Source organism: Polynucleobacter yangtzensis (assembly GCF_001595965.1).
GTDB lineage: Bacteria > Pseudomonadota > Gammaproteobacteria > Burkholderiales > Burkholderiaceae > Polynucleobacter > Polynucleobacter yangtzensis.
In genome coordinates this window covers 78,753-104,734 of the sequence record NZ_LOJI01000040.1, presented here as the reverse complement: position 1 = coordinate 104,734, position 25,982 = coordinate 78,753, and the positions used below count along the sequence as shown (strand labels likewise).

Here is a 25,982-nt window from a genome sequence, read left to right as displayed (position 1 = left end):
TATTTTCAAAAATCTCCAGTCTTTTATTGGCGCTAATGTCTTGCTGTCTCATTGGCTCAGCTCAAGCTCAATCGAGCGTCAAAGAGTTAAATTTATATTCTGCGCGGCATTATCAGACGGATGAGGCGCTCTATAGTGACTTCACTAAAAAGACTGGCATCAAAATTAATCGTATTGAGGCGGACGACAATGCCTTGGGGGAGAGATTGAAAAGCGAGGGTGCCAATAGTCCTGCTGACGTTATATTGATGGTCGATGCCGCTAGACTATGGCGTGCACAGATTGATGGTTTTTTTAAGCCCATTCATTCAAAATATTTGGAGAGTCGTATCCCGGAAAACTTGCGCTCTAAGCCAGATCCAGAAGGGTCAACTTGGTTCGGTTTCTCAACTAGGGCTCGCTTGGTGGTTTACAACAAGGCTAAAGTTAATCCGCAGGATGTAGATACCTATGAAAAGCTGGCAGAGCCAATGAATAAAGGCAAAGTATGCACCCGCTCAGGAGCCCATCCTTATATGCTCTCATTAATTGGCGCAATGATTGAGCGACGTGGCGAAGCGGCTACCGAAGAATGGGCTAAGGGAATGGTGGCGAACATGGCTCGCCCCCCAAGAGGTGGGGATACTGACCAAATTAAGGCGGTAGCCTCGGGCGAGTGTGGCGTTGCCCTAACGAACTCTTATTACTTAGTGAGGCTTTTGCGCTCAACTAAACCGGAGGACCAAGACATTGTTTCGAAAATTGGATTTATCTGGCCCAATCAAAAAACGAGTGGAACGCATATTAATATTGCTGGTGGTGGTGTGGCAAAGAATGCACCTCACCCACAAGCAGCAATTCAGTTTTTAGAGTATCTAGCTAGTGATTCCGCCCAAGAATATTTTGCGAATGGCAATAATGAATGGCCGGTCGTTAAATCTGTTAAGATCGAAAATGAAGGGCTCAAAATGCTAGGGTCATTCAAAGCGGAAAATATTTCTATTGCGGCTATTGGCAAGAATCAGATTGCCGCCCAAAGATTGCTTGACCGAGTTGGCTATAAATAAACTTTAATGCATGAAACTCAACTCAACAATCACTTGCCCCAAGTGTGGCGCCCAGAAGATAGAGCAAATGCCAACAGACAGTTGCCAATTCTTTTATGAATGCTCTAGTTGTAAGGCAATTCTTAAGCCCAAATCTGGCGATTGTTGCGTTTACTGTAGTTATGGTGATGTTCCTTGTCCGCCAATACAAGAAAATAATGGGTGTTGCGGGTAAATGTCCCGGAACTAGATTCTTTAGTATGAATAAGATAAGCTAAATCCATGGAAAATAGTGCTAATCAACCAATCCAGAATCTCTCAGAAGAAGAAAAACAAGCTCAAGCCGAGAGAGCTTTGGAGTTGGAGCAACTTGAAAGTCGTGAGTTTCAAGGAACTTATCGCAACGATTAAGCGCTGATTAATCAAGTCTTATTTAAGGTCAGTACCTATGATGTTTTTTAAAAGGACATTTCCTAAAGTAATTCAGTTGAAGCAAATTCAATCTCTGTTGACTGCCGTTTCTTCAAAATGGGGGCAAAAATTTGTTGATTACGATAGACAGCAGCCACTTATAGGCATAGGATGAATCTAGTAGTTCATCAATAAGGAGGTCGATATGTATGGTGGTCATATGATGGATAACATGTGTGGTTCAAGTGGCGGTGGCGTAGGAATAATTGGCATCTTGGTTTCAGTTACCTTGGTTCTAGCTATAGCCGCCTTAGTCAAACATCTTTTCTTTAATAAGAAATAATCAAACTATGGGGCGAGCAGTCGCCTCATAGTGATTTCATGGGTTGCGACAATTCATTGAGAATTCCGCAATGGGCTGAGTCTTGATTAACTTGACATAACTCACGAAGCCCCTTCAGTTGCTTTTCAAGCTGTCGCAAATCCTTAATGCGGTTAGTGACGGTCTGTATATGAGCATCTAGCAAGTTATTAACAGAGCCGCAGTTTTCATTGGGTAAGTCTTTAAAGCGGAGCAGTTGCCTTATTTCATTTAAAGCCATATCCAATGAGCGGCAGTGACGAATAAAGATAAGACGCTCTAGGTGCTGATTCTCATAAATCCGAAAGTTACCATCTGTTCTCGCAGGTTTCGCTAACAAGCCCTCTTGCTCATAGAAGCGAATGGTTTCTACTTGAGTATCTGTGGCTTTGGCTAATTCACCGATTTTCATTTGGTTTACCTCAACAGCATTTGATTTAACTATTTTAATTTCTTGACTCTATAGCTACTATAGGCTTTTTAATGGGTAAATGTTAAAAATAGTTAGGTTATTGAAATGAGTCAGTGCCAATCCTCTTGCGGTTGCTCTTCGCCTGCCGCACCACAACCATCAGCGACATCTTTCGGTGGGAATAAAGCCGTCTTTCATATTGAGAATATGGATTGCCCAACGGAAGAGGCGTTAATCCGAAAGAGGCTAGCTACGGTTGAAGGCATTGCGGGGTTAGATTTCAACTTGATTCAACGAAAACTTTCGATAAGTCATAACTTAGATTCGCTTGAGACAATTCAATCTGCTTTAGTGAGTGTTGGCATGAAAGCGTTTCTTGAAGAGGGTTCGCCCACTAAAAGCTCCAGACATCAACAGCCAGCCAAAACAAATTGGTGGCCTCTAGCTATCGCTGGTGTGACGGCCGCTTTGGCTGAGTTAATTGAGTTCTTCCCATTTGAGGTAAACCAACTTAGTAGTCAGTATCTTGTGATTGCCTTGGTTATATTCTCTATTGCTAGTGGTGGCCTAACAACGTATAAAAAGGGTTGGATTGCCCTAAAGAATGGCAATCTAAATATCAATGCCCTTATGTCGGTTGCGGTGACCGGTGGGATGGCAATCGGTAGTTGGCCTGAAGCCGCTATGGTGATGTTCTTATTTTCAATGGCTGAATTAATTGAGGCTAAGTCCCTTGACCGTGCTCGTAATGCGATTAGTGGCTTATTAGATTTAACGCCAGAGATAGCTACTGTGCTTCAAGTTGATGGCAGTTGGTTGCCAACTCCAGTCAAATCCATTACCTTAGGCTCAATCGTTCAAGTTCGCCCAGGGGAGCGTATCGCGTTAGATGGCGTACTCACAAGCGGGAATTCAACAGTCAATCAAGCGCCTATAACGGGTGAGAGTTTGCCAATTGATAAGGTGCAAGGCGATACTGTTTTTGCGGGAACCATTAATCAAACAGGTTCTTTTCAGTTTAAGGTGACAGCAACCTCAACAGGCTCTACGCTTGCCCGTATTATTCATGCGGTAGAGGCGGCTCAGGGCAGTCGTGCCCCAACACAGAGATTTGTTGACCAGTTTGCGAAGATTTATACGCCAACTGTTTTCTTAATTGCGGTATTGGTGGCTGTCATTCCTCCGTTGGCTCTAGATATGTCGTGGCATGACTGGATTTATAAAGCGTTAGTGATGTTAGTCATTGCTTGCCCATGTGCTTTGGTCATTTCCACGCCAGTGACGATTGTTAGTGGATTGGCTGCTGCCGCACGTAAAGGCATCTTAGTAAAGGGCGGCGTCTTTCTTGAGATGGGACGCCATATGAAAGTTTTGGCACTGGATAAGACAGGAACGATTACCTATGGCAAACCTAAGCAAACCGATTTAATTATTTTGGGCGGTGAGGCCAAGCATACGCATCAAGTTGCTGCCAGCTTAGCGGCTCGTTCAGACCATCCCGTATCTTTAGCGATTGCCGATAGTGCTGCGGAAAACAATCTTTCATTAATTGAAGTGGATAAGTTTGAGGCCATCTTGGGCAGAGGAGTTCGAGGCACTCTTGAAGGGGTTACTTATCAACTGGGTAATCACCGCCTGATTGAGGAGCTAGGCTTATGCTCGCCTGAAATTGAAGCTCAACTACTTCCGTTAGAGCAACAAGGTAAAACCGTAGTGATGCTTACTAACTCATCACAAGTATTAGCATTGATAGCAGTCGCTGATACAGTGAGGGATACCAGCAAGCAAGCCATTAAAGACCTTCATCATTTGAGCATCAGAACGATGATGCTTACTGGTGATAATGTCTATACGGCAGAAGCTATTGGCCAGGAAGTGGGTGTTGACGTAATTAAGGGCAATTTATTACCTGAAGACAAACTTAAAATTATTGATGAAATACTAAACAAAAATCCTGATGGCAAGGTTGGTATGGTGGGTGATGGCATTAATGATGCGCCAGCTTTAGCAAAGGCAAGTATTGGATTTGCCATGGGAAGCGCAGGAACTGATACAGCTATTGAGGCAGCAGATGTGGCATTAATGGATGATGATTTAAGAAAGATACCTAGCTTTGTTAGGTTATCCCAAACAACGGCCAATATTTTGTATCAAAACATTACCTTGGCGCTTGGCATTAAGGCGATATTTTTGGTGCTGACTTTTACAGGACAGGCAACTATGTGGATGGCAGTTTTTGCTGACATGGGAGCTAGCTTGTTGGTAGTGGCTAACGGATTGCGGCTATTGCGTAATTAGAGTGTTTTAAGCAACGGTTAAGGGTTAGTGGAAATGCTCAATCCTGGCGATCCCAGATCAATTTATTGAAAAAATCAAGCTAATTGTGATTTTTATCAACTTGCGTGATTGACAGACGCCAAAAATAAGATCTCAATGGAATATGCAGACATGATTGTTTTTGAAAATTAAGCATTCAACAGAAGGAGCGCTATGATGAAAAAACTAGGATGGATTGCTGGTTTAAGTTTAGGTGTTTTATTGAGTACGCACGTCATAGCGCAACCAGCAGGGGCGGGTACTAGGACTACGCAGACCCAACAAAAAAATGTTGATGTTGCAGAGTTTGACAAGCAGGCGGCTCAAATCCAGGAGAACTTTAAAAAGATGCAAGAGCAGATGGATAAGATTCGTGCCACTAAAGATCCTCAAGAAAGACAAAAGCTCATGCAAAATCACTGGAACACAATGCAAGGCAATATGAATATGATGCAAGGCATGTGGAACTCGGGAATGATGGGGTGTTGTGGTGGCAATGGGGGCATGATGGGCGGCCATATGATGGGCCCAATGATGGGTTGGAATGGAATGGGGCCTTATTACTCAAAATTAACTTCCGAGCAGTTAAAGCAACGCCAATACATGATGGATCAATACATGGGCATGCAGCAAAACATGATGAATCAAATGATGCAACAAAATTACATGTGGATGGATCAGCCCAAATAGTAAATAGTGGGAGGCTAGGCTCTTGTACTTATCGTGAAATGATTGCCTAGTATCATATTAAGAAATATTCGGATCAGCAGATGAATTGTCCGTTGGTCCGCTTAACCCAATAAAGCCAATTATCAGCCTATTTTTATGCATTTTGGAGGGTGTGCACGAATTAAAGAAGTGTGCTAAATTAAGATTGTGAAAAAATTAATAGTTCTCGCTGCTGTGTTTTTTATTGGGCTGCAAACGTCGTTTGCAGCAGTTGCGAGCTATTGCCTTCATGAGCAGTCCACCATTTCTCACCCGGGGCACCATGAGCATGACCATAAAGGGCCCACAGAAAAGGCCGGGTCAAATTTAGTGAATGATTCTGATTGCGGAACATGTCATTTAACCCACTCGTCCTTTTTCACCGAATCCAGCGTAAGTTATCTTGTTCTAAATAAGCTTCACTTTGTAATAGCTATCGATCTGCATTTCCCCGATCTTAGTATCCCTCCGCCATATAAGCCCAATTGGATTCCTCTCGCTTAAGTTGGCGAGAACCATCCCTAAACTCAACTAAAAAATTCTCGTCAACTCTCAATTGTTAAATCAAATGGAGTTGTTATGTTTCGAGAGAAAATGCCGTTGTGGCGAAATTTTTCTGTTTGGATGCTCTGCATTCCATCGATATTCTGGTCAATATTTGCCTATGCCGATGATGTAAAGCTGAATAAGAACGAATTAAAGTCCCTGTATGAAATAGCTTGGGAGCGTCAGCCTGAGTCAAAATCGTATCAATTCAGAGTGGATGCTGCATTAGCGAAGCAAAAGATTGCAAGTAGCTTCTTGGCTAGCCCTGCATCTATTGAGATCGCTCAAAAAACTGATAGAGCGAATAGCAATCAAGGTGCAAGCGAGACCATTGCGGGGCTGGGCATCCCGCTTTGGTTGTGGGGTGAGCGCGCCAATTCTATTGGGTTAGCGGATGCTGAATATAAGAGATTGCTTTCTCAGTATCTTCTAATTCAACTGAAAGTGGCCGCTGAAGTTCGCGATGCTTACTGGTCATATAAACGATCTAACGTAGAGTTAGATTTGGCTAATGGTAGATTTCAAAACGCAAAGGCACTAAGTTTTGATGTAGAAAAAAGATTTAGGGCTGGAGACTTATCGCGTGCAGATTTGCATCAAGCTAATGGCGCATTAGCCAATGCAGAAGCAAGTCTAGCTGAAGCTCAAGCCAACTTTATCAATGCAGAGCAAAAAGTTCGCTCATTGTTGGGTGTTGGTATGGTGGAAAAATCTATCAAGACCGGATTATTAAATCAGCTTGCTGAGCCAATCCCAAAGGTTCCGGATAATTTATCGAGTCTAGATTTCAATTTACCAGTAGTAGCAGCATTACTTGATCAGCTTGAGGTAGCTAAGAAAGCAGTTTCACTAGCTAAAGCGCAAACGCGATCAACACCGGAATTGCAACTTCTGACAACAAGAGGGCGGGATGTTTATGGTGTTCCATTTCAACAATCCATTACTCTAGGAATACGCATTCCGTTTGGTTCGGATTCTCGCTATCAAAATAAATTAGCAACAACAACTGCTGAAATGGTAGAAGCTGAGTCGCAGTTGGCGCTTGAAAGGGAGAGGACTCTCTCGAATATTGAGTCAAGTGTTTTGCTGGTAAAGACTGCTCGACTAAAAGCCGACTCATCTGAAAAAAGAGCCGTATTGGCTAATGAAACACGATCTTTTTTTGAAAAGTCGTTTCGATTTGGTGAGACGGATTTACCTACAAGATTGCGTATTGAGTTAGAGGCATCGGATGCAAGCCGACAAGCTGCTGTTGCAAAAATTAATTACGCAGTGGCCATTTCAAATTTACGCCAAGCCCTTGGGCTGTTACCGGAATAAGGATTTATCGATGAATTATTTAAAACGCAAACTCATTCTACTTTCCGCAGTTCTTTTTCTGTCAGCTGCGTCTGTAAACTTAGTTATTGCTGGTCCGGGCCATGATCATGATGCTGGTCAAGCAGTTAATTCCGTTGGGGTAGCATTGCCCCGTTTTTATGCAGAATCTGATATGTATGAGGTTGTTGGTGTTTTCGATGAAAAGCTGATTCGACTCTACATAGATCATTTTTTAACCAACAAACCTGTGAAAGCTGCACAAGTCAATATTGACCTAGACGGCCAAAAAATTGAGCTCAAAGAAGCTCCTGGCAATGTCTATGAGGGCCCTCTTGCTAAAAACTTAAAGGGTGATCTCGTGCCTGTAACTATCACCATTATTGATGGTGATGTAAGCGACATTATTGCAACTACGTTTGTCAATCAACACACCAACTCTACAAAATTTAGCTGGTGGTTGGTTGCTAAGTTGGCGATCGGTGTATTGGTTCTGCTTGCGATTTCCTGGCGCTTTTACTCTAAACGCGGACAAATCATCCCGAAAATACAAAAAATACTTATGCAAATTAAGGATCGCAAATGATTATCTTTATTACATTATTTAAACCTATTTTGATTGCGGCCGCACTATTTTTTTTCAGTTTGTCCTACGCAGGATCTGATCATGGGGATGAAAAGAATTCAAGTGGCGCACTGAGTGTTGACACTCCCAAAAGGCAAGCCAATGGCAATCTTTTTATACCCAAGTTAGCGCAAAGGCAGTTGAAGGTTGAGACTGAATTGACTCAAGAGGGCGATTTTCCTAAAACACTCGATTTGGCAGGCAAGGTCATGATGGATCCAAACTATGGCGGCAAGGTTCAAGCGATTGTTGCCGGAAGAATCACACCAGGACCTAAAGGATTTCCATTGCCCGGGCAAAGTGTGACGAAAGGTGATGTGCTTGCTTACGTAACGCCAGAGGCTGGCCCTAGCGGTACCCGTTCTTTAGCTGAAAGCCGTTTAAAACGATTGCGGGAGTTAAGTGATACCGTACCTCGCAAAACGATTGAGGAGGCTCAGGCCGCGGTTGCCAATGAAGAATTGAGAGCGCCTGTTTCGGGGATTATCTCGACGATGGGCATTGTTTCTGGGCAGGTGGTCGAGGCAAGGCAATTAATTTTCGAGGTAGTAAATCCAAGTCGATTATTGGTTGAGGCATTAGCTTATGACGGCACTATGCTCAAAAATATATCTGGTGGATTCATTGAATATTCTGGAAAAACTATTGAACTTCAGTATTTGGGCGGAGGTCAATCTATGAGAGAGCTCGCACTTCCCATTACATTTTCTGGGAAAAATGATGATTTGCTAGGAATTCCTATTGGTCAACCGCTTAGAGTGTTTGTTAGTACTGAGACCAAATATAAAGGCTTCAAAATTCCATTCTCGGCAATTGTTAAAAATGGTGCTAATCAAAACATTGTCTGGATTAAGAAGTCGCCAGAAGAGTTTGAGCCAAAAGTAGTCTTATATGAGCCGCTCGATGGAAAGTATGTCGTTGTCACTTCAGGATTGTCTGCGCAAGATAGGGTTGTAAGTAGCGCAGCTTCCTTAATTAATCAAATTCGCTAAGGGCTACTATGTTTACCTGGCTATTAAACTTTAGCTTGAAAAATCGTCTGATTGTCATCTTGATTGGATTAATCATCATGGCATACGGAGCATTTGCGCTCCAGAGCATGCCGGTAGATGTTTTTCCAGACCTCAATAAGCCAACCGTAACTGTAATGACTGAAGCTGGTGGAATGGCCTCTGAGGAGGTTGAGCAATTAATTACATTTCCATTGGAAACGGTAATGAATGGTCTTCCGGGTGTCGAGTCAGTGAGATCAATTTCGAGCGCTGGACTCTCTTTTATCTACATCACCTTTAATTGGAGCACGGATATATATCGAGCCCGTCAAATGGTGAGTGAGCGTTTAAGCACAATGGAAAACACGTTACCCGATAGGGTTGTACCGCGAATGGGACCGATCAGCTCCATCATGGGCGAAATTATGCAAATTGCAATCCCAATTGATGAGGCTAAGATTTCTCCAATGCAAGTTCGCGAGTATGCAGACTGGGTTTTAAGACCTCGATTAATGGCGATTCCTGGAGTTGCTCAGGTTATTCCAATCGGAGGTCAGGTCCGTCAATTTCAAGTCCAGCCTAATACGCGGCGAATGTCCGAGCTAGGGGTGACGGTATCGCAGCTGGAGGGGGTTCTTAGGGGGCATTCATCGAATACTTCTGGGGGCTTCATTGAGGTTAATAGCAAGGAATACCTGATTCGTAACATTGGCAGAACTTCTAGCTTGGATGATTTGAGAAACTTGGCAGTGACAACAAAGGGTGGTCAGCAAATTTTGCTAAAGCAAATAGCTGAGGTTACATTTGCGCCAGCAGTTAAGCGAGGTGATGCTGGTTATGAAGGGGGTCCCGCAGTTATCTTGGGAATTCAAAAGCAACCATCGGCCGACACAATCGATTTGAGTTTAAAAATTGAAAATGCACTGAATCAATTAAAGCAAGGCCTTCCTGAAGGGATGAATGCGCCCAGAATGACGTTTAGGCAGGCTACATTTATAGAGGCATCTATCAATACACTTGAGGGAAAACTGATTGGTGCTTCAATCTTTGTAGCAATTATTTTGTATCTGTTTTTGGGTACATTCAGGCCAGTTTTTATTTCATTGACTGCAATTCCAATATCGATATTAATCACTGCGTTAGTTTTTAAATACTTTGGTCTTTCCATTAACACTATGACCTTAGGAGGGCTTGCTATTGCTATTGGTGGACTAGTGGATGATGCGGTTGTTGATGTTGAAAATATCATTCGCAGACTGAAAATCAATACCGATAAGCCAGAAGGTGAGCGTGTCAGCATTATTGAGGTAGTGCGGATGGCATCACTTGAAGTGAGAACCGGGATTATCTACGCAACTGCCATCATAGTATTGGTTTTTATTCCCTTATTTGCACTTTCGGGAATTGAAGGTAAATTGTTTACCCCTCTTGGGATAGCGTTTATAGTTTCTACGCTGGCCTCTTTGATCGTGTCGGTAACGGTTACGCCAGTATTGAGTTATTACCTATTGCCAGCCATGAAACAGGCTAGCCATGGAGATACCAAAATCCTAGTTTGGCTTAAATCGCATTACCAAATAATGCTCAATCGATTTTTGGTGGCGCCAAAAAGATATATTGTTTACGCCGCTTCCTTGGTTCTCGTTTCTGGGCTCAGCATTTTTGTAATGCCAACTGCTTTTTTGCCTCCGTTTAATGAAGGGACATTATTGGTAGGTTTGAGACTCAATCCGGGGGTTGCCTTAACCGAATCTTCAGCGATTGCGCGGCAAGCTGAAGTACTTATTCGTCAAATCCCTGAGGTGACCTATGTTGGCAGAAGGAGTGGTCGCGCTGAGCTTGATGAGCACGCGGAAGGCGTACATGTTAGTGAGCTTGATGTGGGACTTAAGCCTGCAAAAGAATTAACAAGATCGATGGCTGATATTCAAGATGACATTCGAAAGAGATTGGTGAACTTACCTGCTGCGATTGCGATAGGGCAACCTATCTCACACAGAATCGACCACATGCTATCAGGAGTGCGTTCACAAATTGCCATCAAGATTTTTGGTGATGACTTGGATATTTTGCGCAGTCAAGCAGATTTATTACGCTCAAAATTATCTGGAGTTTCAGGTCTCGTAGACTTAGAGATTGAAAAGCAAGTATTAGCTCCGCAAATTAAAGTACGAATTAATTATGACCTTGCATCGCAATATGGAGTCTCCACATCTCAAGTCATGGAGGTATTGCAGTCAATAGTAGAAGGGGAGCGCCTTTCTCAAATCATCGAGGGAAGTAAACGTTTTGGGCTTGTGCTGAAATTGCCAGAGACTTCTCGAACGCTTGATGGGTTGTCTGATGTTTTAATTGATACTCCACTCGGAAGAATACCGCTTTCAAAGATTGCTTCCTTGGAGGATAGCGATGGTCCCAATCAAATTAGCAGGGATGATGGGAAAAGGCGAATTGTCATTTCTGCAAATACATCAAATAGGGCGTTATCTGACGTAGTAAAAGATATTAGGGTTGTAGTCGATAATTTCCGTATGCCCGAAGGTTATTTCGTTACGTTAGGAGGACAATTTGTCGCTCAAGAAATGGCCTCTAAGTTGATTGGATTTTTATCAATTGGCTCATTGTTAATGATGTTTGCTGTACTTTATACAAAGTACAAATCAACCCTTTTATCTCTCATGATTATGTCTAATATTCCATTGGCAATGATTGGTGCAATCATTGGTTTATGGCTATCTGGTCAGCCACTGTCAATTGCCGCCCTCATCGGATTTATTACGCTGGCTGGTATATCTGTGCGAAATGGGATATTGAAAATAAGCCACTACCTAAATCTGATGAGGCTAGAGGGTGAGTCCTTCAGTAAGGCAATGATAGTGAGAGGCTCAATTGAGAGATTGTCCCCGGTTTTGATGACTGCGTTAGTTACAGCATTTGCTTTAGCTCCTTTGCTGTTTGAGGCGGAACGGCCGGGAACGGAGATATTGCATCCAGTGGCGGTTGTAATTTTTTCTGGGCTTATTAGCTCAACCTTATTAGATACCTTTCTAACGCCGGCTATGTTTTGGCTCTATGGAAAGAATGACGCTGAAAAATCATTATTAATTACAAATGCACAAGAGGGATATTAGAAATGAAAATTCGATCACTTATATTAACGTTCGTTATTTTTCTATCGACTACATCTATTGCAAATGCTGACGGGAGGCATGATCATGCCCCTCTATTTGGAGGAAAAATATTTGTAGTCAAGGATATTGATGTTGAGCTTGTCGCAAAAAATGATTTAGTGCAAATTTATGTGCGAGATCATGGAAAGCCTATTGACATTAATGGGGGAAACGCAAAGCTGACATTACTAAATGGAGCAAGCAAGCAAGAATATGAGCTTGCTGCAAATAGGGAAAATTTTGAGATAAGAGGAAAATTTAATATAGAAAAGGGTACTAAGGTAATTGCAATTATTAAATTGAAAAATCAAGTCATTACGGCTAGATATGTTTACTGAGACACCACTTTTTTGATCTAGGTTTTAAGACGGTAGATAGCTAGAATGATTATATGGAGTTCGGGTTCATGGGAGAGTAATTTATTCAGGATGAATAAATTACTCTCTTAGCGCCATCTTCAATCCTAACCACAATAGCGCCGCCTCTTTCTTCCATAAGGCTGCTGCAAGTCCAAGATTGAAGTCGTCAACGAGGCTGTAGCTATTAGGTTTTGATATAGAGGGTTATTTTTGACTAGATGAGAGAGTTTTCGCTAGGTCCGCCTGCCCAGCCTTAATCTTTTGCCTAGCCCTTTCAGCCTTTACAGCTTGCTGATCGCGCTTTACACGATCTTTCATTGACTTAAGCCTGGCTTGCTCTGGACTTAATGGCTTTTGTGGGGCAATTTCATTGAACCTCATGATTATCCAATCTGTAGCGGTTGGTGTGGCACGTTATTTGCGCCAAAGATAGCTTGAAATAACCGATATGCCTGGGCTTGGTTTTGAGCGTAGAGAATAGTTTCCACCCACATCCCTGCTGCATTGACTGTTGCCTTATATCTTTTCATATTAATATTTAGCTTTTCTTATCAAGCTTTTACAAATCAAGCGTTACTTAAAGTAACGCTTGTATAGCTATCTACTTGTTTTTGTTGAAATTCATTTTTAGTGCGCCACTAGCCATCTCAATCGCTACGTCTAAATTGCCAGCCTCAGTCTCTGACTTGAGTAATTCCAATGCATCAATTAAGTCAGTCATATTTGTCGCGCAGATGGATGTTTTGCCGGGAATAATTTCAATGCGTTTGCTACCGTAAAACACTGATAGACATAAGGTGCCATCAGCTGGAGCTTACCCTTATCTGTGTTGCTGTTGTGTCAGCAAGGCTTAAGTCGTCAATAAAGCGATGCACTTCAATATCTAGTTTCTTGTTATCCACGCTGATGCAGCTACATTGAGCATTTAGTTTGGCGGCTTTGTCTAACATGGAGTTAATATGTTTTTTAATCATTTAATAGAGTGCGCTAGTTTAGGAGCATTGTAGGTGTTGGCTGTAACTTTTTACGATGGAGGGATCTTTTTCGGCATAAGGCTGCCCATTAGTTATTGGGCTTATTGGAGCTTGGGATGCCGGCGAAATGGATATCTCATGCTTAAAAAATGGGCGGAAATACCAGCATGGGTGACAAATATAAAAATTGGGTGTAATCTTTAGAGATGCGGAAGGTATGCGTTTTCTTATGTTTAAGTTTCTTTTTTAGCCTCATTCATGCGGCTAGCATGCCCGTTTTCGTTCCTGACCATGGCCATGAGCATCAATCCCAGTCGGCGTCACATGCTGATCACTCTGGTTCACATGCTCAGCATAAGCAATGCGATGATTGCAGCCCGTCTTTAGAAAAGGTCGCGAAAAAAGCATCTGCAAAGTGCCACACTAGCGCCCAATGCTGTTTTGGTGTCGCTAACTTAACCAGTTCAACACCTGTGATTACCCCTTTGCAGTATGCGGAAAATCTGTCTGCATACGCCCCCACATTGGCTGTTGGCCAATCGCTGGACAGCATTTACAAACCCCCTCGGATTTAAATTTCCCCAGCAGTAACTAGATTTGGCGATATTTTTATCGCTGTGTTTGTCTATTGGAGAAATTATGAGCATGTTAAAAGGCATGCGAGGCAATGGAATATTTCTATTCGCGCTCGCCTTACAGGGTGGTTCAGTTGCATTAGCACAGGACGGAGTGGCATCGACCGCTTCGGCATTCGCAGTTTCCCAGCCCCTGCAATACAAATCGGTATTTGAAGGTTATCAGCCGTACTCTGAGGAGGAAGTCATCTCCTGGAAGCAGGCTAATGCTACGGTCGAAAAGATTGGGGGCTGGAAAGCGTATGCAAAAGAAGCCTCTCAATCCGATCAATTACCTGCAAATGAAGGGCATTCAAAAAGCCACCATGAGGGAGTCAAATGATGGCCAATATTCCTTTTGTGAAACGATATAAGCTGGCATCGATCTTGTTGCTCGGCGCTCTATCCGGTTGCGCTAGTGTCAATATTGATGACACTTTGCAAAAAACCAATCTCGAATCTAGTAAGTTTACGAATGGTCAGGTTGTGCTCGCAAAGTCATCTGATGAACGTGATGCGCTTAAAGCTAGGGCTCAAGAGCTTCTAACCAAAAAGCTCACTCAAAGCGATGCCGTTCAGCTTGCCTTAATTAATAGCCCAGCAGTGCAAGCATTAATTGCCCAGAATTGGTCTGAAGCAGCGTCTGCTGCTCAGGCAGGCAGGATGTCAAATCCGTACTTTGCCTTCGAGCGCATGGTTACCAGCCCTGAGATTGAATTTAATCGTTGGTTTGTATTTGGATTATTGGATCTCATCACTTTGCCCCAACGCAAAGGAATTGCTGATAAGCGGATTGAGCAGGCGCAATTACGCTTAACTACTGAAATTATTGATCAGGTGACTTTGGTTCGTCAGGCTTGGGTTCGTGCGGTCTCTGCTGAAGAATCCTTGAAGTATGCCGAGCAAGTATTTCGTAGTGCTGAAGCAAGTGCGGAATTGGCAAAGCGTATGGAGGCGGTTGGTAATTTCAACAAAATTAGCCGCGCAAGACAGCAAGCGTTTTATGCTGATTCAGCAACGCAGTTTGCCAATGCAAAGCAGTCAGCAGTTAGTCGCAGGGAGGAGCTGGTTCGCGCTCTTGGTTTAAGTGAGCTTCAGGCTGGTGAGTTGAAATTGCCTAATCGCCTCCCAGATTTACCAAAACAACCCCCTGATGCCCAATGGATTGCCCAGCAAGCTGGTGTGGAGCGTTTGGATATTCGTCTTGCCACAGCAACCTTGGAAGCGGCTGCAAAAGCACAAGGCCTTAATACGATTACGAGCTTTACGGATATTGAGTTAGGCATCAATCGTGGCACTAAATTTAACTCATCAACGGGTGAAAGTACGCCAAAGCAAGGCTATGAGATATCGATTCGTTTACCCATTTTTGATTGGGGTGACATGAGTCGTGATGCGATGAATGCCCAAACTTTGGCCGCATTTAATCGACTAGAGGGCGTGACTCGAAATGCTAGCTCAAATCTAAGGGAGACCTATTCCGCATACCGTACTGCCTACGATGTTTCTCAACATTATCGTAAGGAAGTTATTCCAGTTCGAAAAGCAATTGCAGAAGAAAGTCAGCTTCGCTATAACGGCATGATTATTGGTGTCTTTGAGTTGATCGCAGACTCAAGGGATCAAGTCTCAGCCGTGATTTCAGCAATCAATGCTCAGCAACAATTTTGGCTAACGGATGCAGCATTGCAATCATCCTTAATCGGTAGGCCAACAATATTGCAGGTGCCAAGTGTCACAGGTGCGGGAATGTTAGCTAACCCTGCGGGACATTAAGAGAGAAAATTATGAGTTCAAGAAGAGAGTTTTTTAAATATGCAGGAATTGCTGGTGGCGCCGTTGCTGCCGCAGCCGTAGGTCGATATGCATTATCTGGTGTGCCTGAGATAGTGACTCAAGTGAACACCAATACGATGCCACCATTGACCCCAAGCACTGGCAGACCTTACAACCCTGTTGTGACTTTAAATGGCTGGACATTGCCTTGGAGAATGAACGAGGGCGTTAAGGAGTTTCATTTGGTTGCCGAGCCTGTCGTGCGTGAAATGGCACCAGGTTTTAAGGCGCACCTATGGGGATATAACGGCCAAAGTCCAGGACCTACGATTGAGGTGGTAGAGGGGGACCGAGTCAGAATATTTGTTACCAATCGATTGCCTGAACAAACCTCAGTGCATTGGCATGGCCAACGGCTTCCAAACGGAATGGATGGTGTGACGGGTTTAACTCAAAAGGGTATTCCGCCTGGGAAAACCTTTATGTACGAGTTTGTCGCCCGTCGTCCTGGTACGTTCATGTATCACCCACATGCCGATGAAATGACTCAAATGGCTATGGGAATGATGGGTATGTGGATTACTCACCCTAAAGAAAAGAATCCATTAATTGATGATGTTAATAGAGACTTTTGCTTTTTACTAAGCTCCTATGACATTGATCCTGGCAGTTACACGCCAAAAGTTGCAACGATGGTTGATTTCAATATTTGGAGCTGGAATAGTCGGGTTTTTCCAGGAATCGACTCTTTGAATGTCGCTTTAAACGACAAAGTCAGAATTCGGGTCGGTAATTTGACGATGACCAATCACCCAATCCATCTACACGGTCATGAGTTTTCTGTAACGGGAACGGATGGTGGTCCCGTACCTAAAACGGCTCGTTGGCCTGAAGTGACAACCGATATAGCAGTTGGGCAAATGCGGCAAATTGAGTTTATTGCTGATGAAGAAGGGGATTGGGCGCTTCATTGCCACAAGAGCCATCACACCATGAATGCTATGGGACATAACCTTCCAACCATGATTGGTGTTGATCATCGAGGGGTTGGTAAAAAGATCAATAGCCTCATACCGGACTATATGGTGATGGGTGAGCGTGGCATGGGTGATATGTCCGAGATGGAGATGCCAATACCGGATAACACTGCTCGCATGATGACTGGTATGGGACCTTTCGGTTCTGTGGAAATGGGAGGGATGTTTAGCGTACTGAAAGTGCGTAAAGATCAAAAGCCTGGGGATTATCAAGACTCAGGCTGGTACAAACATCCAGCAGGGACAGTGGCAGAAATCTACAAAGGGCCGCTACCGTCGGCCCCAACCCAATCTAATTTAGGAAAAGCCGATGGCTCCAATAAAACCAGTTCTACAAAAGAAATAGAAGTGCAGGTAAGAAAACCTAACGGACATTCTGGACATTAATAAAGGAAACCAAAATGAAAAAAATTCAATTTACATTAGCAGCAATTTCAATCGCCGCCTCTAGCTTAGTATTTGCACAGGGCTCAATGCAGTCTGGTGGAATGGGTATGATGGGGCAGGGAGCGATGAATCAAGATCAAATGGCATCGATGTGCCAAAAAATGCATCCTGAAATGAGTCTTGATCAGTGCAAGTCTATGCATGACAACATGGCAAAAATGTCACCCGAACAAAGGGTTGCAATGTGCCAAAAGATGCATCCCGAAATGAGTGCTGATCAGTGCAAGGCTATGCATGACAAGATGCATGGAGGAGCTTCTGGCGCTGGAATGGGTGGCATGGGAGCAATGGCGCACGATCATGGTGCAGGCGGTGGTCATCAACATGGAAGTGAAAGCTCGGCCATAGGCCAGCCTGGTCTTGCTAAAAATATCAGTCGGACGGTTAGGGTGAGTATGACTGATGATATGAAATTTAATCCTAGCAACATTAACGTTAAACAAGGTGAAACGATCCATTTTGTCGTAAAGAATCTGGGCAAAACCAAACATGAAATGGTGCTAGGAACAGATCAAGATCTCAAAGAGCATTACCAGCAGATGATGAAGCATCCAGAAATGGAGCATGCCGAACCAAATATGATTACCTTGGCGCCTGGAAAATCAGGTGAAATTATTTGGCAATTTACTAAGTCTGGAAAAGTGCAGTTTGCCTGCTTACAACCTGGTCATTACGATGCAGGGATGAAGGGGGTGGTTTCAGTTGGTGGTACTAAAACTGCTACGCCAGCAAAACAAGGAGATAGCCATGACTCACACCAACATTAATTTAGGAAGAAGGGCGCTATCTTTTGGCCTAATGTTGATGCCCTTTGCATCGTACGCCGGATCTGGGAAGCCATTAATAACCATATGGAAGAGTCCTACTTGCGGGTGCTGCAAAGATTGGATTGCCTACGTTGAGAAAAATGGTTTTGCCACAAAAGTGAATAGCGATGGCAATGACGAGATTAGAAAGAGAATGGGTATGCCAATTCAATTTGGATCTTGTCATACCGCTGTAATTGAGGGTTACGTTATTGAAGGGCATGTGCCAGCAAGAGAAATCAAACGATTGTTGGCAGAAAAACCCAAAGCGGTCGGAATTGCCGTTCCTGCAATGCCAATGGGTTCGCCAGGGATGGATGGCCCTGAATATGGCTCTAGAAAAGATCCATATGACGTATTGCTTATTTCAAAAAATGGCCAATCCCAGGTTTATCAATCTTATCGTTAGGAGTTCATATGAGTAAATTTAAACAATATTTGAGTGTTCTTTTCTTATTTGCAGGTGTAATCTTGACTCATCAAGTTAGCGCACAAGTAGATGGAGCTTATACCACTGGACAAGTTCGCAAGGTAGATTTGGAGCAGGCAAAAATCACTATTCGTCATGAGGAAATTAAGAATTTAGATATGCCGCCAATGACCATGATTTTTAATGTAAAAAATAAATCTATGCTCAGCGGTCTAAAGACAGGTGATTCTGTGAAGTTTGTTGCGGCTAGCGAAGGTGGAAAGCTCTATGTGACGGAAATTAAAAAGGGAAATGAGAATGAGTCAAATTAATTTAAATGTAGGCGGGATGACTTGTGGATCCTGTGTAAAGCATGTCACTAAGGCGCTTGAGTCATTAGAAGGGGTTTCTGATATCAACGTGGATCTGCAAAGTGGGAAAGTCCATCTACAGCGTAGAAGTTTTAAATCAGACGATTTGATCCATGCGTTAAATGAAGAGGGTTATCCATCATCGTTGGATTTAGACGGCAGCATCCAGACGCCGCAGAAAAAATCGGGTGGTTGCTGTTGCGGGTAAGTCAACTTAATCATATTTGAGGAAAAAGATCATGGAAAACAATCTAGAAAATCCGACCCCACCCAAGTTTTGGGGCTCTAAATATTCAATTGGGTACCTGGTGATTGGTGCGATAGCAGCTTACTTTTTATTAAAAGAGCACTATGCTCATACGATAGCAGCCTTACCATTCTTACTATTGTTAGCTTGCCCTCTCATGCATATGTTCATGCACCATGGGCATGGACATGAACAGGAAAATGCAGATGTGAATAAGAAGGATGGTAAATGATGGAAACAGCTAATAACGCTTATGGTTTATGGCTCTTAGTAGTGCTCAATTCAGCCATTTTTATTATGTTCGCTTTTAGTTTCTTCAAGCCCAACACTTCTAGAGATTGGTGAACTTTTGGCGCTTTCTCAGCCTTTATTGTTGCGCTCTTTGTTGAGATGTATGGATTTCCGTTGACCATATATCTCATGTCGGGATGGCTGCAAACCAAGTTTCCGGGGCTTGATGTTTTTAGTCATAACTCGGGACATTTGTGGTCAACGTTGACTGGGGAGAAGGGCGATCCACATTTTGGTGTGCTTCACATTGCTAGCTATGTATTTCTTGGGTATGGGTTTTATTTGCTCTCAAGCTCTTGGAATGTTTTGTATCACGCTCAAAGACGCAAAGAGCTGGCGACTACAGGGCCTTATGCCAAGATTCGTCACCCTCAATATGTTGCCTTTGTGATGATCTTGCTTGGGTTTTTATTTCAATGGCCTACGTTACTAACGTTATTAATGTTTCCAGTTTTATTGTGGATGTACGGACGCTTATCGATTACCGAGGAAAAAGAAATGCAAGCTCAGTTTGGGGGTGTCTATGATTAATATGCTGCAAAAACCCCACGCTTTATCCCCAATTTCTAATTGTCACTAATGGGCTTTACTGTAGTTGAGTAATTTAATTTAATGAAGGAGTAATAAATGCGTAAATATCTCATTGGTGCCTTAGCACTGCTAACGGTACTGTTATCTGGATGTGGGTATAACCAAATTCAGTCTCAAGATGAGCAGGTTATTTCTAGTTGGTCTGAAGTATTAAACCAGTATCAGCGCAGAGCTGATCTCATTCCAAATTTAGTAAGCACGGTTAAGGGCGAGGCGAAATTTGAGCAAGACACCCTCACCAAGGTTGTGGAGGCAAGAGCTAAGGCAACATCAATCCAGGCAACGCCTGAGTTAGTCAATAACCCTGAGGCCTTCCAGAAGTTCCAGCAAGCTCAAGGGCAGCTAACCTCTGCCTTATCAAGACTGTTGGTGGTTTCTGAGAATTATCCAAGTTTGCGGGCAAACCAAGGTTTTAGAGATTTGCAAGCCCAACTAGAAGGAACTGAGAATCGCATTACAGTTGCTCGTAATCGATACATTAAATCGGTGCAAGAGTACAACGTTACGATTCGCTCATTTCCATCAAATTTGACTGCTATGATTTTTGGCTACAAGGCTAAAGCAAATTTCACAGTTGAAAATGAGAAGGAGTTAGCTACACCTCCTAGCGTGTCATTTGATACTCCTGCCGCAAAATAATCAATATGTCTGCCTTGGGATGCTTCTCCAATTTGCTCAAGCGAGCATTGGTTGCACTGTCGGTATTAACGCTGCTGAGCCTGCCGCAATTTTCACTGGCTCAGCAGGCTATTCCGCTTCTATCGGGCCGAGTTATCGATCAAACGGAAACTCTGACAGCAAGCGAGATTGGTGCGCTTGATCAAACCTTAAGAAACTTTGAGGCAAGAAAAGGTAGCCAGTTTGCAGTATTGATAGTGCCATCTACGCAGCCTGAATCAATTGAGCAATTCGCAATTAGGGTGGCCGATCAATGGAAAATCGGACGTAAAAAAATTGATGATGGCGTCATCCTCATTATTGCCAAATCCGATAGAAAACTGCGGATTGAGGTTGGTTATGGCTTAGAAGGGGCATTAACTGACGCCACTAGCAAGCGCATCATTGATCAGGTAATTGTTCCTCGCTTTAAGCAGCAGGATTTTTATGGGGGCATTACTGCTGGAGTTGATGCCGTTATTGGTGTCATTGATGGCGAAGCATTGCCACAACCAATTCAAGATAGGTCAATAGGGGAGGATGACATTCGCCAATCATTGCCAATCATCTTTATTGTTGCCTTGGTTTTGGGTCACATACTTAGATCGATATTGGGAAGATTGCCAGGCTCCCTTGTAACCGGTGGTTTTGTAGCTGTTATGGCGTGGTTTATTTTTGGCGCTATCTCCATGGTGATCTTTGCTGGAGTAGCCGGACTCCTTATCTCTTTACTTGGGATTGGGATTGGTAGGCGTGGCTTTGGTGGTTACAGCAGTAGCGGTGGAGGCGGTGGTGGGGGTGGATTTAGCGGCGGCGGCGGTGGTTTTGGTGGTGGTGGATCCTCGGGGAGATGGTAGATATGAGTCTTAGTCGATTTATCAAACATCTCTGCTCTCATAGTCGCAAGGTAGGCCAATGCTTTTCCAAAGCCGATTTAGCTGCAATAACCAAGGCGATTGGCGATAGTGAGAATAAGCACTCAGGCCAAATCTGCTTTGCTGTTGAGGGCGCTCTGGAAGTGCCTGCTTTATTAAAAAACTTCAGCCCTAGAGATCGTGCAATCGAAGTCTTTGCAAACTTAAAAATTTGGGACACCGAGCACAATAATGGGGTGCTAATTTATGTTTTATTGGCTGATCACGCTGTAGAAATAGTCTCTGACAGGGGCATTTATGCAAGTGCAGACGTAAGCACATGGGATGTTATCTGTCGTGAGATGGAGTCTAAGTTTGCAAGAAATCAATATAGAGCTGGGGCTTTGTCAGGCATCGAATTGGTAAGTAAAGTATTGCAGGAGCACTTTCCTAAATCAGCTGCATCAAAAAATGAAATTGCCAATGAGCCAGTTTTATTGGGTATCAAATAAACAAGGATTTAATAATGAGCGGTAGCAATCAAACCCACCACCATGAGCCTAGTCATGACCACGCTCATCATGAACATTCATCAGGGGCAGATGCGCTAAAGGATCCTGTTTGCGGTATGGCAGTAACGAATCAATCTAAGCACAGTTACTCGCTAAAAGACATCATGTATTACTTTTGCAGTAATGGGTGCAAAGAAAAATTTGTGAGCTCTCCCGCAAAATATCTTAATGAGGGCGTAAAGAGTGCGCCCGTTCCGGAACCAGTAGCGGGCACAATTTATACCTGTCCAATGCACCCCCAAATTAGGCAAGACCATCCTGGCAATTGCCCAATTTGCGGGATGAGTTTAGAGCAATTGCTTCCCGAGTTGGAAGAAGAGGAAAACCCAGAGTTGATTGATTTCCAAAGACGTTTTTGGTGGACATTACCCTTAACAGTGGTTGTCACGGTCCTTGCCATGTTTGGCCATCAATTAAATCTGCTGGAGTCTCAAGTCCAAACTTGGGTTGAATTAGTTCTCTCCTTGCCGATTGTTTTATGGGCGGGCTGGCCATTCTTTCATCGAGGTTGGCAATCTATTGTCAATCGCAGTCCCAATATGTGGACATTGATCGGTCTTGGAACGGGCGCTGCATTCTTATATAGCGTTGTCGCCACTGTAGCGCCTGAGATTTTCCCAGTGTCCTTTATGTCAATGGGGCGGATTGGGGTTTATTTTGAAGCTGCCGCAGTCATTATTTCCTTGACCCTGCTAGGTCAGGTTTTGGAGCTCAAGGCACGCTCCCAAACTTCTGCTGCGATTAAATCTTTATTAGGATTGGCTCCCAAGACGGCCAGAAGAATTAAAGCGGATGGAACGGAGGAAGATATTCCCTTAACCAATGTCCACATTGAAGATTTATTACGAGTTCGCCCAGGTGAAAAAGTGCCAGTGGATGGCGTCATTGTTGAAGGGGCTAGTGCGCTAGATGAATCCATGCTCACTGGCGAGCCTTTACCAGTTAGTAAGCGCATAGGAGATCGTGTCATTGGCGCCACTATGAATACCAATGGAGCCTTAATCATTAAAGCAGAACGGGTTGGATCATCAACAATGTTGGCGCAAATTGTGCAAATGGTTGCTCAGGCTCAACGCTCGAGAGCGCCTATGCAGCGTATGGCAGATATTGTTGCTGGTTACTTTGTTGTAACTGTTGTAGCTATAGCGGTCATGACTTTGTTGGTATGGGGCTTTTTTGGTCCTCAGCCGAGTTGGGTCTTCGGTCTTATTAATGCGGTATCAGTATTGATCATCGCCTGTCCGTGTGCACTGGGTCTTGCTACGCCGATGTCCATCATGGTTGCTACTGGTAAAGGAGCAACAAAGGGTATTTTGTTTCGTGATGCCGCTGCGATTGAGAATTTACGCAAAGTGAATACGCTGATTATTGATAAAACTGGCACCTTAACCGAGGGTAAGCCGATTTTTGATAAGGTTATTGCAGCTCCTGGTTTTATCGGCGATGAAATTTTAAGATTAGCCGCAAGTCTTGATCAGGGCAGCGAGCATCCTCTTGCTGACGCCATTGTTCGGGCTGCAAGAGAGAAAAATCTAACGCTCGAAAAACCTGAAAACTTTGAGTCTAGCTCTGGTATTGGCGTTCAAGGCAGTATCGCCTCACTTCATTTGGCGTTGGGTAATACGGCCCTGATGGATAAGCTGGGAGTGTCTGTTGACATCCTCAAACCACAGGCTGAGGAATTGCGATCTGAAGGCGCTAGCGTGATGCATCTGGCTATTGATGGCAAGCTCGCTGGCCTGTTGGCTGTATCAGATCCAATTAAGGCTACTACGCCTGAAGCATTGCAGATCCTAGGGGATGCGGGTATGCGAATTGTGATGGCGACTGGGGATGGATTAACGACCGCTAAGTCTGTAGGTAAGAGGCTTGGGATTCAGGAGGTTTATGGTGAGGTAAAGCCAGCAGATAAGCTAGAGCTAGTGACCCGTCTTCAAAATGAAGGTCGAATTGTGGCTATGGCAGGCGATGGCATTAATGATGCACCAGCCTTAGCAAAAGCCAATGTTGGTATTGCTATGGGTACCGGAACTGATGTAGCGATGAATAGCGCCCAAATCACCTTAGTTAAGGGTGATCTTAGAGGAATTGCGATAGCCAAATCCCTTTCTGACGATACCGTGGGTAATATGAAGCAAAACTTAGTCTTTGCGTTCCTCTATAACGCCATGGGCATTCCGATTGCTGCGGGACTGCTCTATCCATTTACTGGGTGGCTGCTATCGCCATTAATTGCAGCGTTGGCTATGAGTTTAAGCTCAGCCTCAGTCATTACCAATGCATTACGTCTAAGAAGGGGGTCATAGTGGAAAAATCATTTCATCGATTTACGGAATTGTTCGAGCAGCTCGGGTTGGCATCTGATCCTGCCAGCATCAAAGAATTTATTGGCAAACATGCTCCTCTTGCTGAGTCTATTGCTTTAGAAGAGGCGCCATTTTGGTCGATCTCTCAATCTACATTGCTTCGTGAAGAGTTGATGCTGGATGCTGATTGGGCAGAGATTATTGACCAGCTGAATAAAGATCTACGTGTCAGCTAAATTACAAACCTAACCTTATTAGTTGGGAAATAATGCCTATTAAATACAGCTAATTTTTATATCACTTGCAACCTAAGGAGCACTTAATGAATCATCAAAAAATCATACTTTCTTTTCTTATTGCAGCTTCAATTTGCGCCACTGGTGCTTTTGCTGCCGATGGGGATAATAAGGCTAGCACTGCAAATACGCCGCAAGGCAGCTCTGTAAATGGGTCTGGGGCAACATCAAAGCCCAAGCCACATTCCCATGTAGAAGAAAAGCAAGGCTATGTGCCTCCCATTAAAGGTAATAAGCCGTCTGATGAGAAAGATAAATCGACTGATACGAGTCGTCACATCCATACTCGTGACCGCTAATTGGTGTCCCTGGCAAGCTTTGAGAGCGATTCCTGTTTTACCTGCTTGTCAGGCGTTGATATTGAGTCAAAAAATCTTTGATAAAGGAGTTTTACTGTGAATAATTCTATTAAGCTGCATGGGCTATCTCTTGGAAATACTATGGGGGTGCTCTACATTGCTTGTGCTATTTTTGATGCACTTTTTCCACCATATGGATTTCTTGTAAAGCTGGAGTCAGCAACGCCATGGCCGATCTATGGGAGTCTGAGTGGCTTTCTAACGGGACTCGTAATGTTTGCAGTTTCTGGTTTTTTAATTGGTGCGCTCTACGCTGTCAATTTGAAATTTTGGGGAAAACGGCTCTCATGACGAAATATGGAGATATCGAAAAAATCTTAAGAATAATTTTATCGTTAGATTTTGGTTTTTAAGAAGCTAAGATTTAACCCTAGGAAAAGTAAACAATCACCTTATTCCTATCCTCAACTCTTACCACAATAGCGCCAGCCTTTTTCTTTCTTAGCGCCGCCGCTAGTGCGTCATTAAAATTTCCATATGTGCCTGCAGTCATCCAAGATGTGTAGGCATTATTCATTTTGTATTGCGCTTTATAGCTGTTTGAAGTCATCTTCTTTGTACTTTCTACTTTTGCTAGATCTTGCTGTCCAGTCTGGATCTTCTGCCTTGCACGTTCTGCTTTGACTGCTGCTTGTGCACGTTTAGCTTGATCCTTGAGGCTTTTGATCCGGGCTTGATCTGGGCTGAGTGGTCCAGTGGGTTTAATCGAGTTAAATTCAAAAAATCGCATCAAGTATTTAGTGCTCAATATCTAACTGATTAATATTCGCTGGGTAGCAATATCACCCATTTATCTTCATTGCGGCAGGCATACAGGCTCATTTCACCAAAGGGGAAGTCTGTATATGGGATGCGTTGTTTGGCTAGGGTATTGCCATTGCCATCAGTAATAACTAGATTGCCTGAGGCATTAGCACAGGTCAGACTACAGCTAGTAAAGCCCTCATTGTTGGGTAAGTGCATGACGTGACTGGCAATAGCATCCATTAGCCAATAACAGCCTACAGTTTCTGCGAGATATTTAGTACCATCGGTAAGTAGGACTTTAGGCCATAGGGGGTAGTAGTACTCGGTGCCAGTAAATTGGCTCAATTGACTCAAAACGTGGGTTTTTGACGTATTCATTTTTACTA

The 25,982-nt window shown here is 43.5% G+C and carries 33 protein-coding genes and 1 pseudogene; 28 read left to right on the top strand and 6 right to left on the bottom strand.

The genetic code is table 11. The annotated features are described in order from the left end of the window. Window positions 1-35 precede the first annotated feature (35 nt). From JaK3_RS09345 to JaK3_RS10695, 4 genes are all read left to right on the top strand, one after another. Window positions 36-1,046 carry an extracellular solute-binding protein gene (locus JaK3_RS09345; RefSeq protein WP_068324632.1) on the top strand — a complete coding sequence of 337 codons (1,011 nt, stop codon included), beginning with the start codon at window positions 36-38 and terminating at the stop codon, window positions 1,044-1,046. 10 nt (window positions 1,047-1,056) lie between these two features. Further along, window positions 1,057-1,260 (top strand): GDCCVxC domain-containing (seleno)protein, encoded by a 204-nt coding sequence (locus JaK3_RS10880; protein ID WP_082784020.1) that lies wholly within the window; start codon window positions 1,057-1,059, stop codon window positions 1,258-1,260. Between the two features lie 47 nt (window positions 1,261-1,307). Next, window positions 1,308-1,436: a hypothetical protein gene (locus tag JaK3_RS10925; RefSeq protein WP_276203356.1), complete on the top strand. Its 129-nt coding sequence runs from the start codon at window positions 1,308-1,310 to the stop codon at window positions 1,434-1,436. Between the two features lie 205 nt (window positions 1,437-1,641). Continuing rightward, window positions 1,642-1,779, top strand: a complete 138-nt coding sequence (locus tag JaK3_RS10695; protein WP_161484713.1) for a hypothetical protein — start codon at window positions 1,642-1,644, stop codon at window positions 1,777-1,779. Window positions 1,780-1,804: 25 nt separating this feature from the next. Here the strand turns inward: JaK3_RS10695 and cadR are convergent, their stop codons facing one another. After that, window positions 1,805-2,209 carry a Cd(II)/Pb(II)-responsive transcriptional regulator gene (gene cadR, locus JaK3_RS09340; protein ID WP_068324051.1) on the bottom strand — a complete coding sequence of 135 codons (405 nt, stop codon included), beginning with the start codon at window positions 2,207-2,209 and terminating at the stop codon, window positions 1,805-1,807. A 105-nt stretch (window positions 2,210-2,314) separates the two neighbouring features. Between cadR and JaK3_RS09335 the strand changes: the two genes are divergently transcribed. From JaK3_RS09335 to JaK3_RS09305, 7 genes are all read left to right on the top strand, one after another. Beyond that, window positions 2,315-4,507, top strand: a complete 2,193-nt coding sequence (locus JaK3_RS09335; RefSeq protein WP_068324048.1) for a heavy metal translocating P-type ATPase — start codon at window positions 2,315-2,317, stop codon at window positions 4,505-4,507. A gap of 195 nt (window positions 4,508-4,702) precedes the next feature. Further along, a complete protein-coding gene (locus JaK3_RS09330) occupies window positions 4,703-5,215 on the top strand; it encodes a hypothetical protein (RefSeq protein WP_062307365.1) in 513 nt (170 codons plus the stop codon). Window positions 5,216-5,812: 597 nt separating this feature from the next. Beyond that, window positions 5,813-7,099: a TolC family protein gene (locus JaK3_RS09325; protein ID WP_068324046.1), complete on the top strand. Its 1,287-nt coding sequence runs from the start codon at window positions 5,813-5,815 to the stop codon at window positions 7,097-7,099. 10 nt (window positions 7,100-7,109) lie between these two features. Further along, entirely contained in the window at window positions 7,110-7,682 is a 573-nt protein-coding gene (locus JaK3_RS09320) for a hypothetical protein (protein WP_068324044.1), read from the top strand. Next, a complete protein-coding gene (locus JaK3_RS09315; RefSeq protein WP_068324041.1) occupies window positions 7,679-8,713 on the top strand; it encodes an efflux RND transporter periplasmic adaptor subunit in 1,035 nt (344 codons plus the stop codon). Before JaK3_RS09320 ends, JaK3_RS09315 begins: the two co-directional genes overlap by 4 nt. 8 nt (window positions 8,714-8,721) lie before the next feature. Beyond that, entirely contained in the window at window positions 8,722-11,844 is a 3,123-nt protein-coding gene (locus tag JaK3_RS09310; RefSeq protein WP_068324039.1) for an efflux RND transporter permease subunit, read from the top strand. A gap of 2 nt (window positions 11,845-11,846) precedes the next feature. After that, window positions 11,847-12,221 carry a hypothetical protein gene (locus JaK3_RS09305; RefSeq protein WP_068324035.1) on the top strand — a complete coding sequence of 125 codons (375 nt, stop codon included), beginning with the start codon at window positions 11,847-11,849 and terminating at the stop codon, window positions 12,219-12,221. A 225-nt stretch (window positions 12,222-12,446) separates the two neighbouring features. Here the strand turns inward: JaK3_RS09305 and JaK3_RS10755 are convergent, their stop codons facing one another. From JaK3_RS10755 to JaK3_RS10690, 3 genes are all read right to left on the bottom strand, one after another. Further along, on the bottom strand, window positions 12,447-12,623 hold the full coding sequence (locus JaK3_RS10755) for a hypothetical protein (RefSeq protein ID WP_167345995.1): 177 nt from the start codon (window positions 12,621-12,623) through the stop codon (window positions 12,447-12,449). A 2-nt stretch (window positions 12,624-12,625) separates the two neighbouring features. Next, the gene (locus JaK3_RS10750; protein ID WP_167345994.1) at window positions 12,626-12,772 is read right to left on the bottom strand and encodes a hypothetical protein; all 147 of its coding nucleotides are present in this window, start codon (window positions 12,770-12,772) and stop codon (window positions 12,626-12,628) included. Window positions 12,773-13,045: 273 nt separating this feature from the next. Next, on the bottom strand, window positions 13,046-13,192 hold the full coding sequence (locus JaK3_RS10690) for a hypothetical protein (protein ID WP_161484712.1): 147 nt from the start codon (window positions 13,190-13,192) through the stop codon (window positions 13,046-13,048). A 293-nt stretch (window positions 13,193-13,485) separates the two neighbouring features. On the opposite strand from JaK3_RS10690, the gene JaK3_RS10635 reads away from it, so the two are divergent. The 17 genes and pseudogenes from JaK3_RS10635 to JaK3_RS09220 all read left to right on the top strand — a co-directional run bounded on the left by JaK3_RS10635 (window position 13,486) and on the right by JaK3_RS09220 (window position 25,140). Further along, window positions 13,486-13,791 (top strand): hypothetical protein, encoded by a 306-nt coding sequence (locus JaK3_RS10635; protein WP_150114259.1) that lies wholly within the window; start codon window positions 13,486-13,488, stop codon window positions 13,789-13,791. A gap of 64 nt (window positions 13,792-13,855) precedes the next feature. Beyond that, window positions 13,856-14,173 carry a hypothetical protein gene (locus JaK3_RS09295; protein WP_068324032.1) on the top strand — a complete coding sequence of 106 codons (318 nt, stop codon included), beginning with the start codon at window positions 13,856-13,858 and terminating at the stop codon, window positions 14,171-14,173. After that, entirely contained in the window at window positions 14,173-15,606 is a 1,434-nt protein-coding gene (locus JaK3_RS09290; RefSeq protein WP_068324629.1) for a TolC family protein, read from the top strand. The genes JaK3_RS09295 and JaK3_RS09290 overlap by 1 nt, the downstream gene beginning before the upstream one ends. Before the next feature lie 11 nt (window positions 15,607-15,617). Continuing rightward, window positions 15,618-17,030 carry a multicopper oxidase family protein gene (locus tag JaK3_RS09285; protein WP_068324030.1) on the top strand — a complete coding sequence of 471 codons (1,413 nt, stop codon included), beginning with the start codon at window positions 15,618-15,620 and terminating at the stop codon, window positions 17,028-17,030. A 266-nt stretch (window positions 17,031-17,296) separates the two neighbouring features. Beyond that, on the top strand, window positions 17,297-17,857 hold the full coding sequence (locus JaK3_RS09280) for a cupredoxin domain-containing protein (RefSeq protein WP_082786437.1): 561 nt from the start codon (window positions 17,297-17,299) through the stop codon (window positions 17,855-17,857). Continuing rightward, the gene (locus JaK3_RS09275) at window positions 17,838-18,305 is read left to right on the top strand and encodes a DUF411 domain-containing protein (RefSeq protein ID WP_150114258.1); all 468 of its coding nucleotides are present in this window, start codon (window positions 17,838-17,840) and stop codon (window positions 18,303-18,305) included. The genes JaK3_RS09280 and JaK3_RS09275 overlap by 20 nt, the downstream gene beginning before the upstream one ends. A gap of 8 nt (window positions 18,306-18,313) precedes the next feature. Continuing rightward, the gene (locus tag JaK3_RS09270) at window positions 18,314-18,637 is read left to right on the top strand and encodes a copper-binding protein (protein ID WP_068324027.1); all 324 of its coding nucleotides are present in this window, start codon (window positions 18,314-18,316) and stop codon (window positions 18,635-18,637) included. Further along, window positions 18,624-18,884, top strand: coding sequence for a heavy-metal-associated domain-containing protein (locus tag JaK3_RS09265; protein ID WP_068324025.1), 261 nt, complete (start codon window positions 18,624-18,626; stop codon window positions 18,882-18,884). The genes JaK3_RS09270 and JaK3_RS09265 overlap by 14 nt, the downstream gene beginning before the upstream one ends. Window positions 18,885-18,915: 31 nt before the next feature. Then, window positions 18,916-19,155, top strand: a complete 240-nt coding sequence (locus JaK3_RS09260) for a DUF2933 domain-containing protein (protein ID WP_068324023.1) — start codon at window positions 18,916-18,918, stop codon at window positions 19,153-19,155. Next, window positions 19,155-19,745 (top strand): annotated as a pseudogene (locus JaK3_RS09255) (methyltransferase family protein). The gene JaK3_RS09260 and the pseudogene JaK3_RS09255 overlap by 1 nt, the downstream one beginning before the upstream one ends. Window positions 19,746-19,841: 96 nt before the next feature. Beyond that, entirely contained in the window at window positions 19,842-20,444 is a 603-nt protein-coding gene (locus tag JaK3_RS09250; protein ID WP_068324021.1) for a LemA family protein, read from the top strand. Window positions 20,445-20,449: 5 nt separating this feature from the next. Continuing rightward, entirely contained in the window at window positions 20,450-21,319 is an 870-nt protein-coding gene (locus JaK3_RS09245; RefSeq protein ID WP_068324019.1) for a TPM domain-containing protein, read from the top strand. A 2-nt stretch (window positions 21,320-21,321) separates the two neighbouring features. Next, a complete protein-coding gene (locus JaK3_RS09240) occupies window positions 21,322-21,828 on the top strand; it encodes a TPM domain-containing protein (RefSeq protein WP_068324620.1) in 507 nt (168 codons plus the stop codon). 14 nt (window positions 21,829-21,842) lie between these two features. Then, a complete protein-coding gene (locus JaK3_RS09235) occupies window positions 21,843-24,194 on the top strand; it encodes a heavy metal translocating P-type ATPase (protein WP_068324018.1) in 2,352 nt (783 codons plus the stop codon). Then, window positions 24,194-24,430, top strand: coding sequence for a DUF2789 domain-containing protein (locus JaK3_RS09230; protein WP_068324016.1), 237 nt, complete (start codon window positions 24,194-24,196; stop codon window positions 24,428-24,430). Before JaK3_RS09235 ends, JaK3_RS09230 begins: the two co-directional genes overlap by 1 nt. A gap of 86 nt (window positions 24,431-24,516) precedes the next feature. Then, complete coding sequence (locus tag JaK3_RS09225) at window positions 24,517-24,789, top strand: hypothetical protein (RefSeq protein WP_068324014.1); 273 nt, start codon at window positions 24,517-24,519, stop codon at window positions 24,787-24,789. Between the two features lie 96 nt (window positions 24,790-24,885). Then, a complete protein-coding gene (locus tag JaK3_RS09220) occupies window positions 24,886-25,140 on the top strand; it encodes a hypothetical protein (protein WP_150114256.1) in 255 nt (84 codons plus the stop codon). 79 nt (window positions 25,141-25,219) lie between these two features. On the opposite strand, the gene JaK3_RS09215 is transcribed toward JaK3_RS09220, so the two are convergent. Further along, window positions 25,220-25,597 carry a hypothetical protein gene (locus JaK3_RS09215; protein WP_161484711.1) on the bottom strand — a complete coding sequence of 126 codons (378 nt, stop codon included), beginning with the start codon at window positions 25,595-25,597 and terminating at the stop codon, window positions 25,220-25,222. A gap of 11 nt (window positions 25,598-25,608) precedes the next feature. Then, entirely contained in the window at window positions 25,609-25,974 is a 366-nt protein-coding gene (locus tag JaK3_RS09210) for a DUF6876 family protein (protein ID WP_068323996.1), read from the bottom strand. Window positions 25,975-25,982 lie beyond the last annotated feature (8 nt).

What these genes read in the sequence shown, in the direction of transcription:
- JaK3_RS09280 (WP_082786437.1), top strand. Translation starts at nt 17,297, where the DNA reads ATGAGTGCTGATCAGTGCAAGGCTATGCATGACAAGATGCATGGAGGA.
- JaK3_RS10635 (WP_150114259.1), top strand. Translation starts at nt 13,486, where the DNA reads ATGCCCGTTTTCGTTCCTGACCATGGCCATGAGCATCAATCCCAGTCG.
- JaK3_RS09325 (WP_068324046.1), top strand. Translation starts at nt 5,813, where the DNA reads ATGTTTCGAGAGAAAATGCCGTTGTGGCGAAATTTTTCTGTTTGGATG.
- JaK3_RS09275 (WP_150114258.1), top strand. Translation starts at nt 17,838, where the DNA reads ATGACTCACACCAACATTAATTTAGGAAGAAGGGCGCTATCTTTTGGC.
- JaK3_RS09305 (WP_068324035.1), top strand. Translation starts at nt 11,847, where the DNA reads ATGAAAATTCGATCACTTATATTAACGTTCGTTATTTTTCTATCGACT.
- JaK3_RS09235 (WP_068324018.1), top strand. Translation starts at nt 21,843, where the DNA reads ATGAGCGGTAGCAATCAAACCCACCACCATGAGCCTAGTCATGACCAC.
- JaK3_RS09295 (WP_068324032.1), top strand. Translation starts at nt 13,856, where the DNA reads ATGAGCATGTTAAAAGGCATGCGAGGCAATGGAATATTTCTATTCGCG.
- JaK3_RS09345 (WP_068324632.1), top strand. Translation starts at nt 36, where the DNA reads ATGTCTTGCTGTCTCATTGGCTCAGCTCAAGCTCAATCGAGCGTCAAA.
- JaK3_RS09225 (WP_068324014.1), top strand. Translation starts at nt 24,517, where the DNA reads ATGAATCATCAAAAAATCATACTTTCTTTTCTTATTGCAGCTTCAATT.
- JaK3_RS09320 (WP_068324044.1), top strand. Translation starts at nt 7,110, where the DNA reads ATGAATTATTTAAAACGCAAACTCATTCTACTTTCCGCAGTTCTTTTT.
- JaK3_RS10880 (WP_082784020.1), top strand. Translation starts at nt 1,057, where the DNA reads ATGAAACTCAACTCAACAATCACTTGCCCCAAGTGTGGCGCCCAGAAG.
- JaK3_RS10690 (WP_161484712.1), bottom strand. Translation starts at nt 13,192, where the DNA reads ATGTTAGACAAAGCCGCCAAACTAAATGCTCAATGTAGCTGCATCAGC.
- JaK3_RS09335 (WP_068324048.1), top strand. Translation starts at nt 2,315, where the DNA reads ATGAGTCAGTGCCAATCCTCTTGCGGTTGCTCTTCGCCTGCCGCACCA.
- JaK3_RS10755 (WP_167345995.1), bottom strand. Translation starts at nt 12,623, where the DNA reads ATGAGGTTCAATGAAATTGCCCCACAAAAGCCATTAAGTCCAGAGCAA.
- JaK3_RS10925 (WP_276203356.1), top strand. Translation starts at nt 1,308, where the DNA reads ATGGAAAATAGTGCTAATCAACCAATCCAGAATCTCTCAGAAGAAGAA.
- JaK3_RS10750 (WP_167345994.1), bottom strand. Translation starts at nt 12,772, where the DNA reads ATGAAAAGATATAAGGCAACAGTCAATGCAGCAGGGATGTGGGTGGAA.
- JaK3_RS09210 (WP_068323996.1), bottom strand. Translation starts at nt 25,974, where the DNA reads ATGAATACGTCAAAAACCCACGTTTTGAGTCAATTGAGCCAATTTACT.
- JaK3_RS09310 (WP_068324039.1), top strand. Translation starts at nt 8,722, where the DNA reads ATGTTTACCTGGCTATTAAACTTTAGCTTGAAAAATCGTCTGATTGTC.
- JaK3_RS09330 (WP_062307365.1), top strand. Translation starts at nt 4,703, where the DNA reads ATGAAAAAACTAGGATGGATTGCTGGTTTAAGTTTAGGTGTTTTATTG.
- JaK3_RS09250 (WP_068324021.1), top strand. Translation starts at nt 19,842, where the DNA reads ATGCGTAAATATCTCATTGGTGCCTTAGCACTGCTAACGGTACTGTTA.
- JaK3_RS10695 (WP_161484713.1), top strand. Translation starts at nt 1,642, where the DNA reads ATGTATGGTGGTCATATGATGGATAACATGTGTGGTTCAAGTGGCGGT.
- JaK3_RS09265 (WP_068324025.1), top strand. Translation starts at nt 18,624, where the DNA reads ATGAGTCAAATTAATTTAAATGTAGGCGGGATGACTTGTGGATCCTGT.
- JaK3_RS09290 (WP_068324629.1), top strand. Translation starts at nt 14,173, where the DNA reads ATGGCCAATATTCCTTTTGTGAAACGATATAAGCTGGCATCGATCTTG.
- JaK3_RS09270 (WP_068324027.1), top strand. Translation starts at nt 18,314, where the DNA reads ATGAGTAAATTTAAACAATATTTGAGTGTTCTTTTCTTATTTGCAGGT.
- JaK3_RS09260 (WP_068324023.1), top strand. Translation starts at nt 18,916, where the DNA reads ATGGAAAACAATCTAGAAAATCCGACCCCACCCAAGTTTTGGGGCTCT.
- cadR (WP_068324051.1), bottom strand. Translation starts at nt 2,209, where the DNA reads ATGAAAATCGGTGAATTAGCCAAAGCCACAGATACTCAAGTAGAAACC.
- JaK3_RS09245 (WP_068324019.1), top strand. Translation starts at nt 20,450, where the DNA reads ATGTCTGCCTTGGGATGCTTCTCCAATTTGCTCAAGCGAGCATTGGTT.
- JaK3_RS09240 (WP_068324620.1), top strand. Translation starts at nt 21,322, where the DNA reads ATGAGTCTTAGTCGATTTATCAAACATCTCTGCTCTCATAGTCGCAAG.
- JaK3_RS09315 (WP_068324041.1), top strand. Translation starts at nt 7,679, where the DNA reads ATGATTATCTTTATTACATTATTTAAACCTATTTTGATTGCGGCCGCA.
- JaK3_RS09285 (WP_068324030.1), top strand. Translation starts at nt 15,618, where the DNA reads ATGAGTTCAAGAAGAGAGTTTTTTAAATATGCAGGAATTGCTGGTGGC.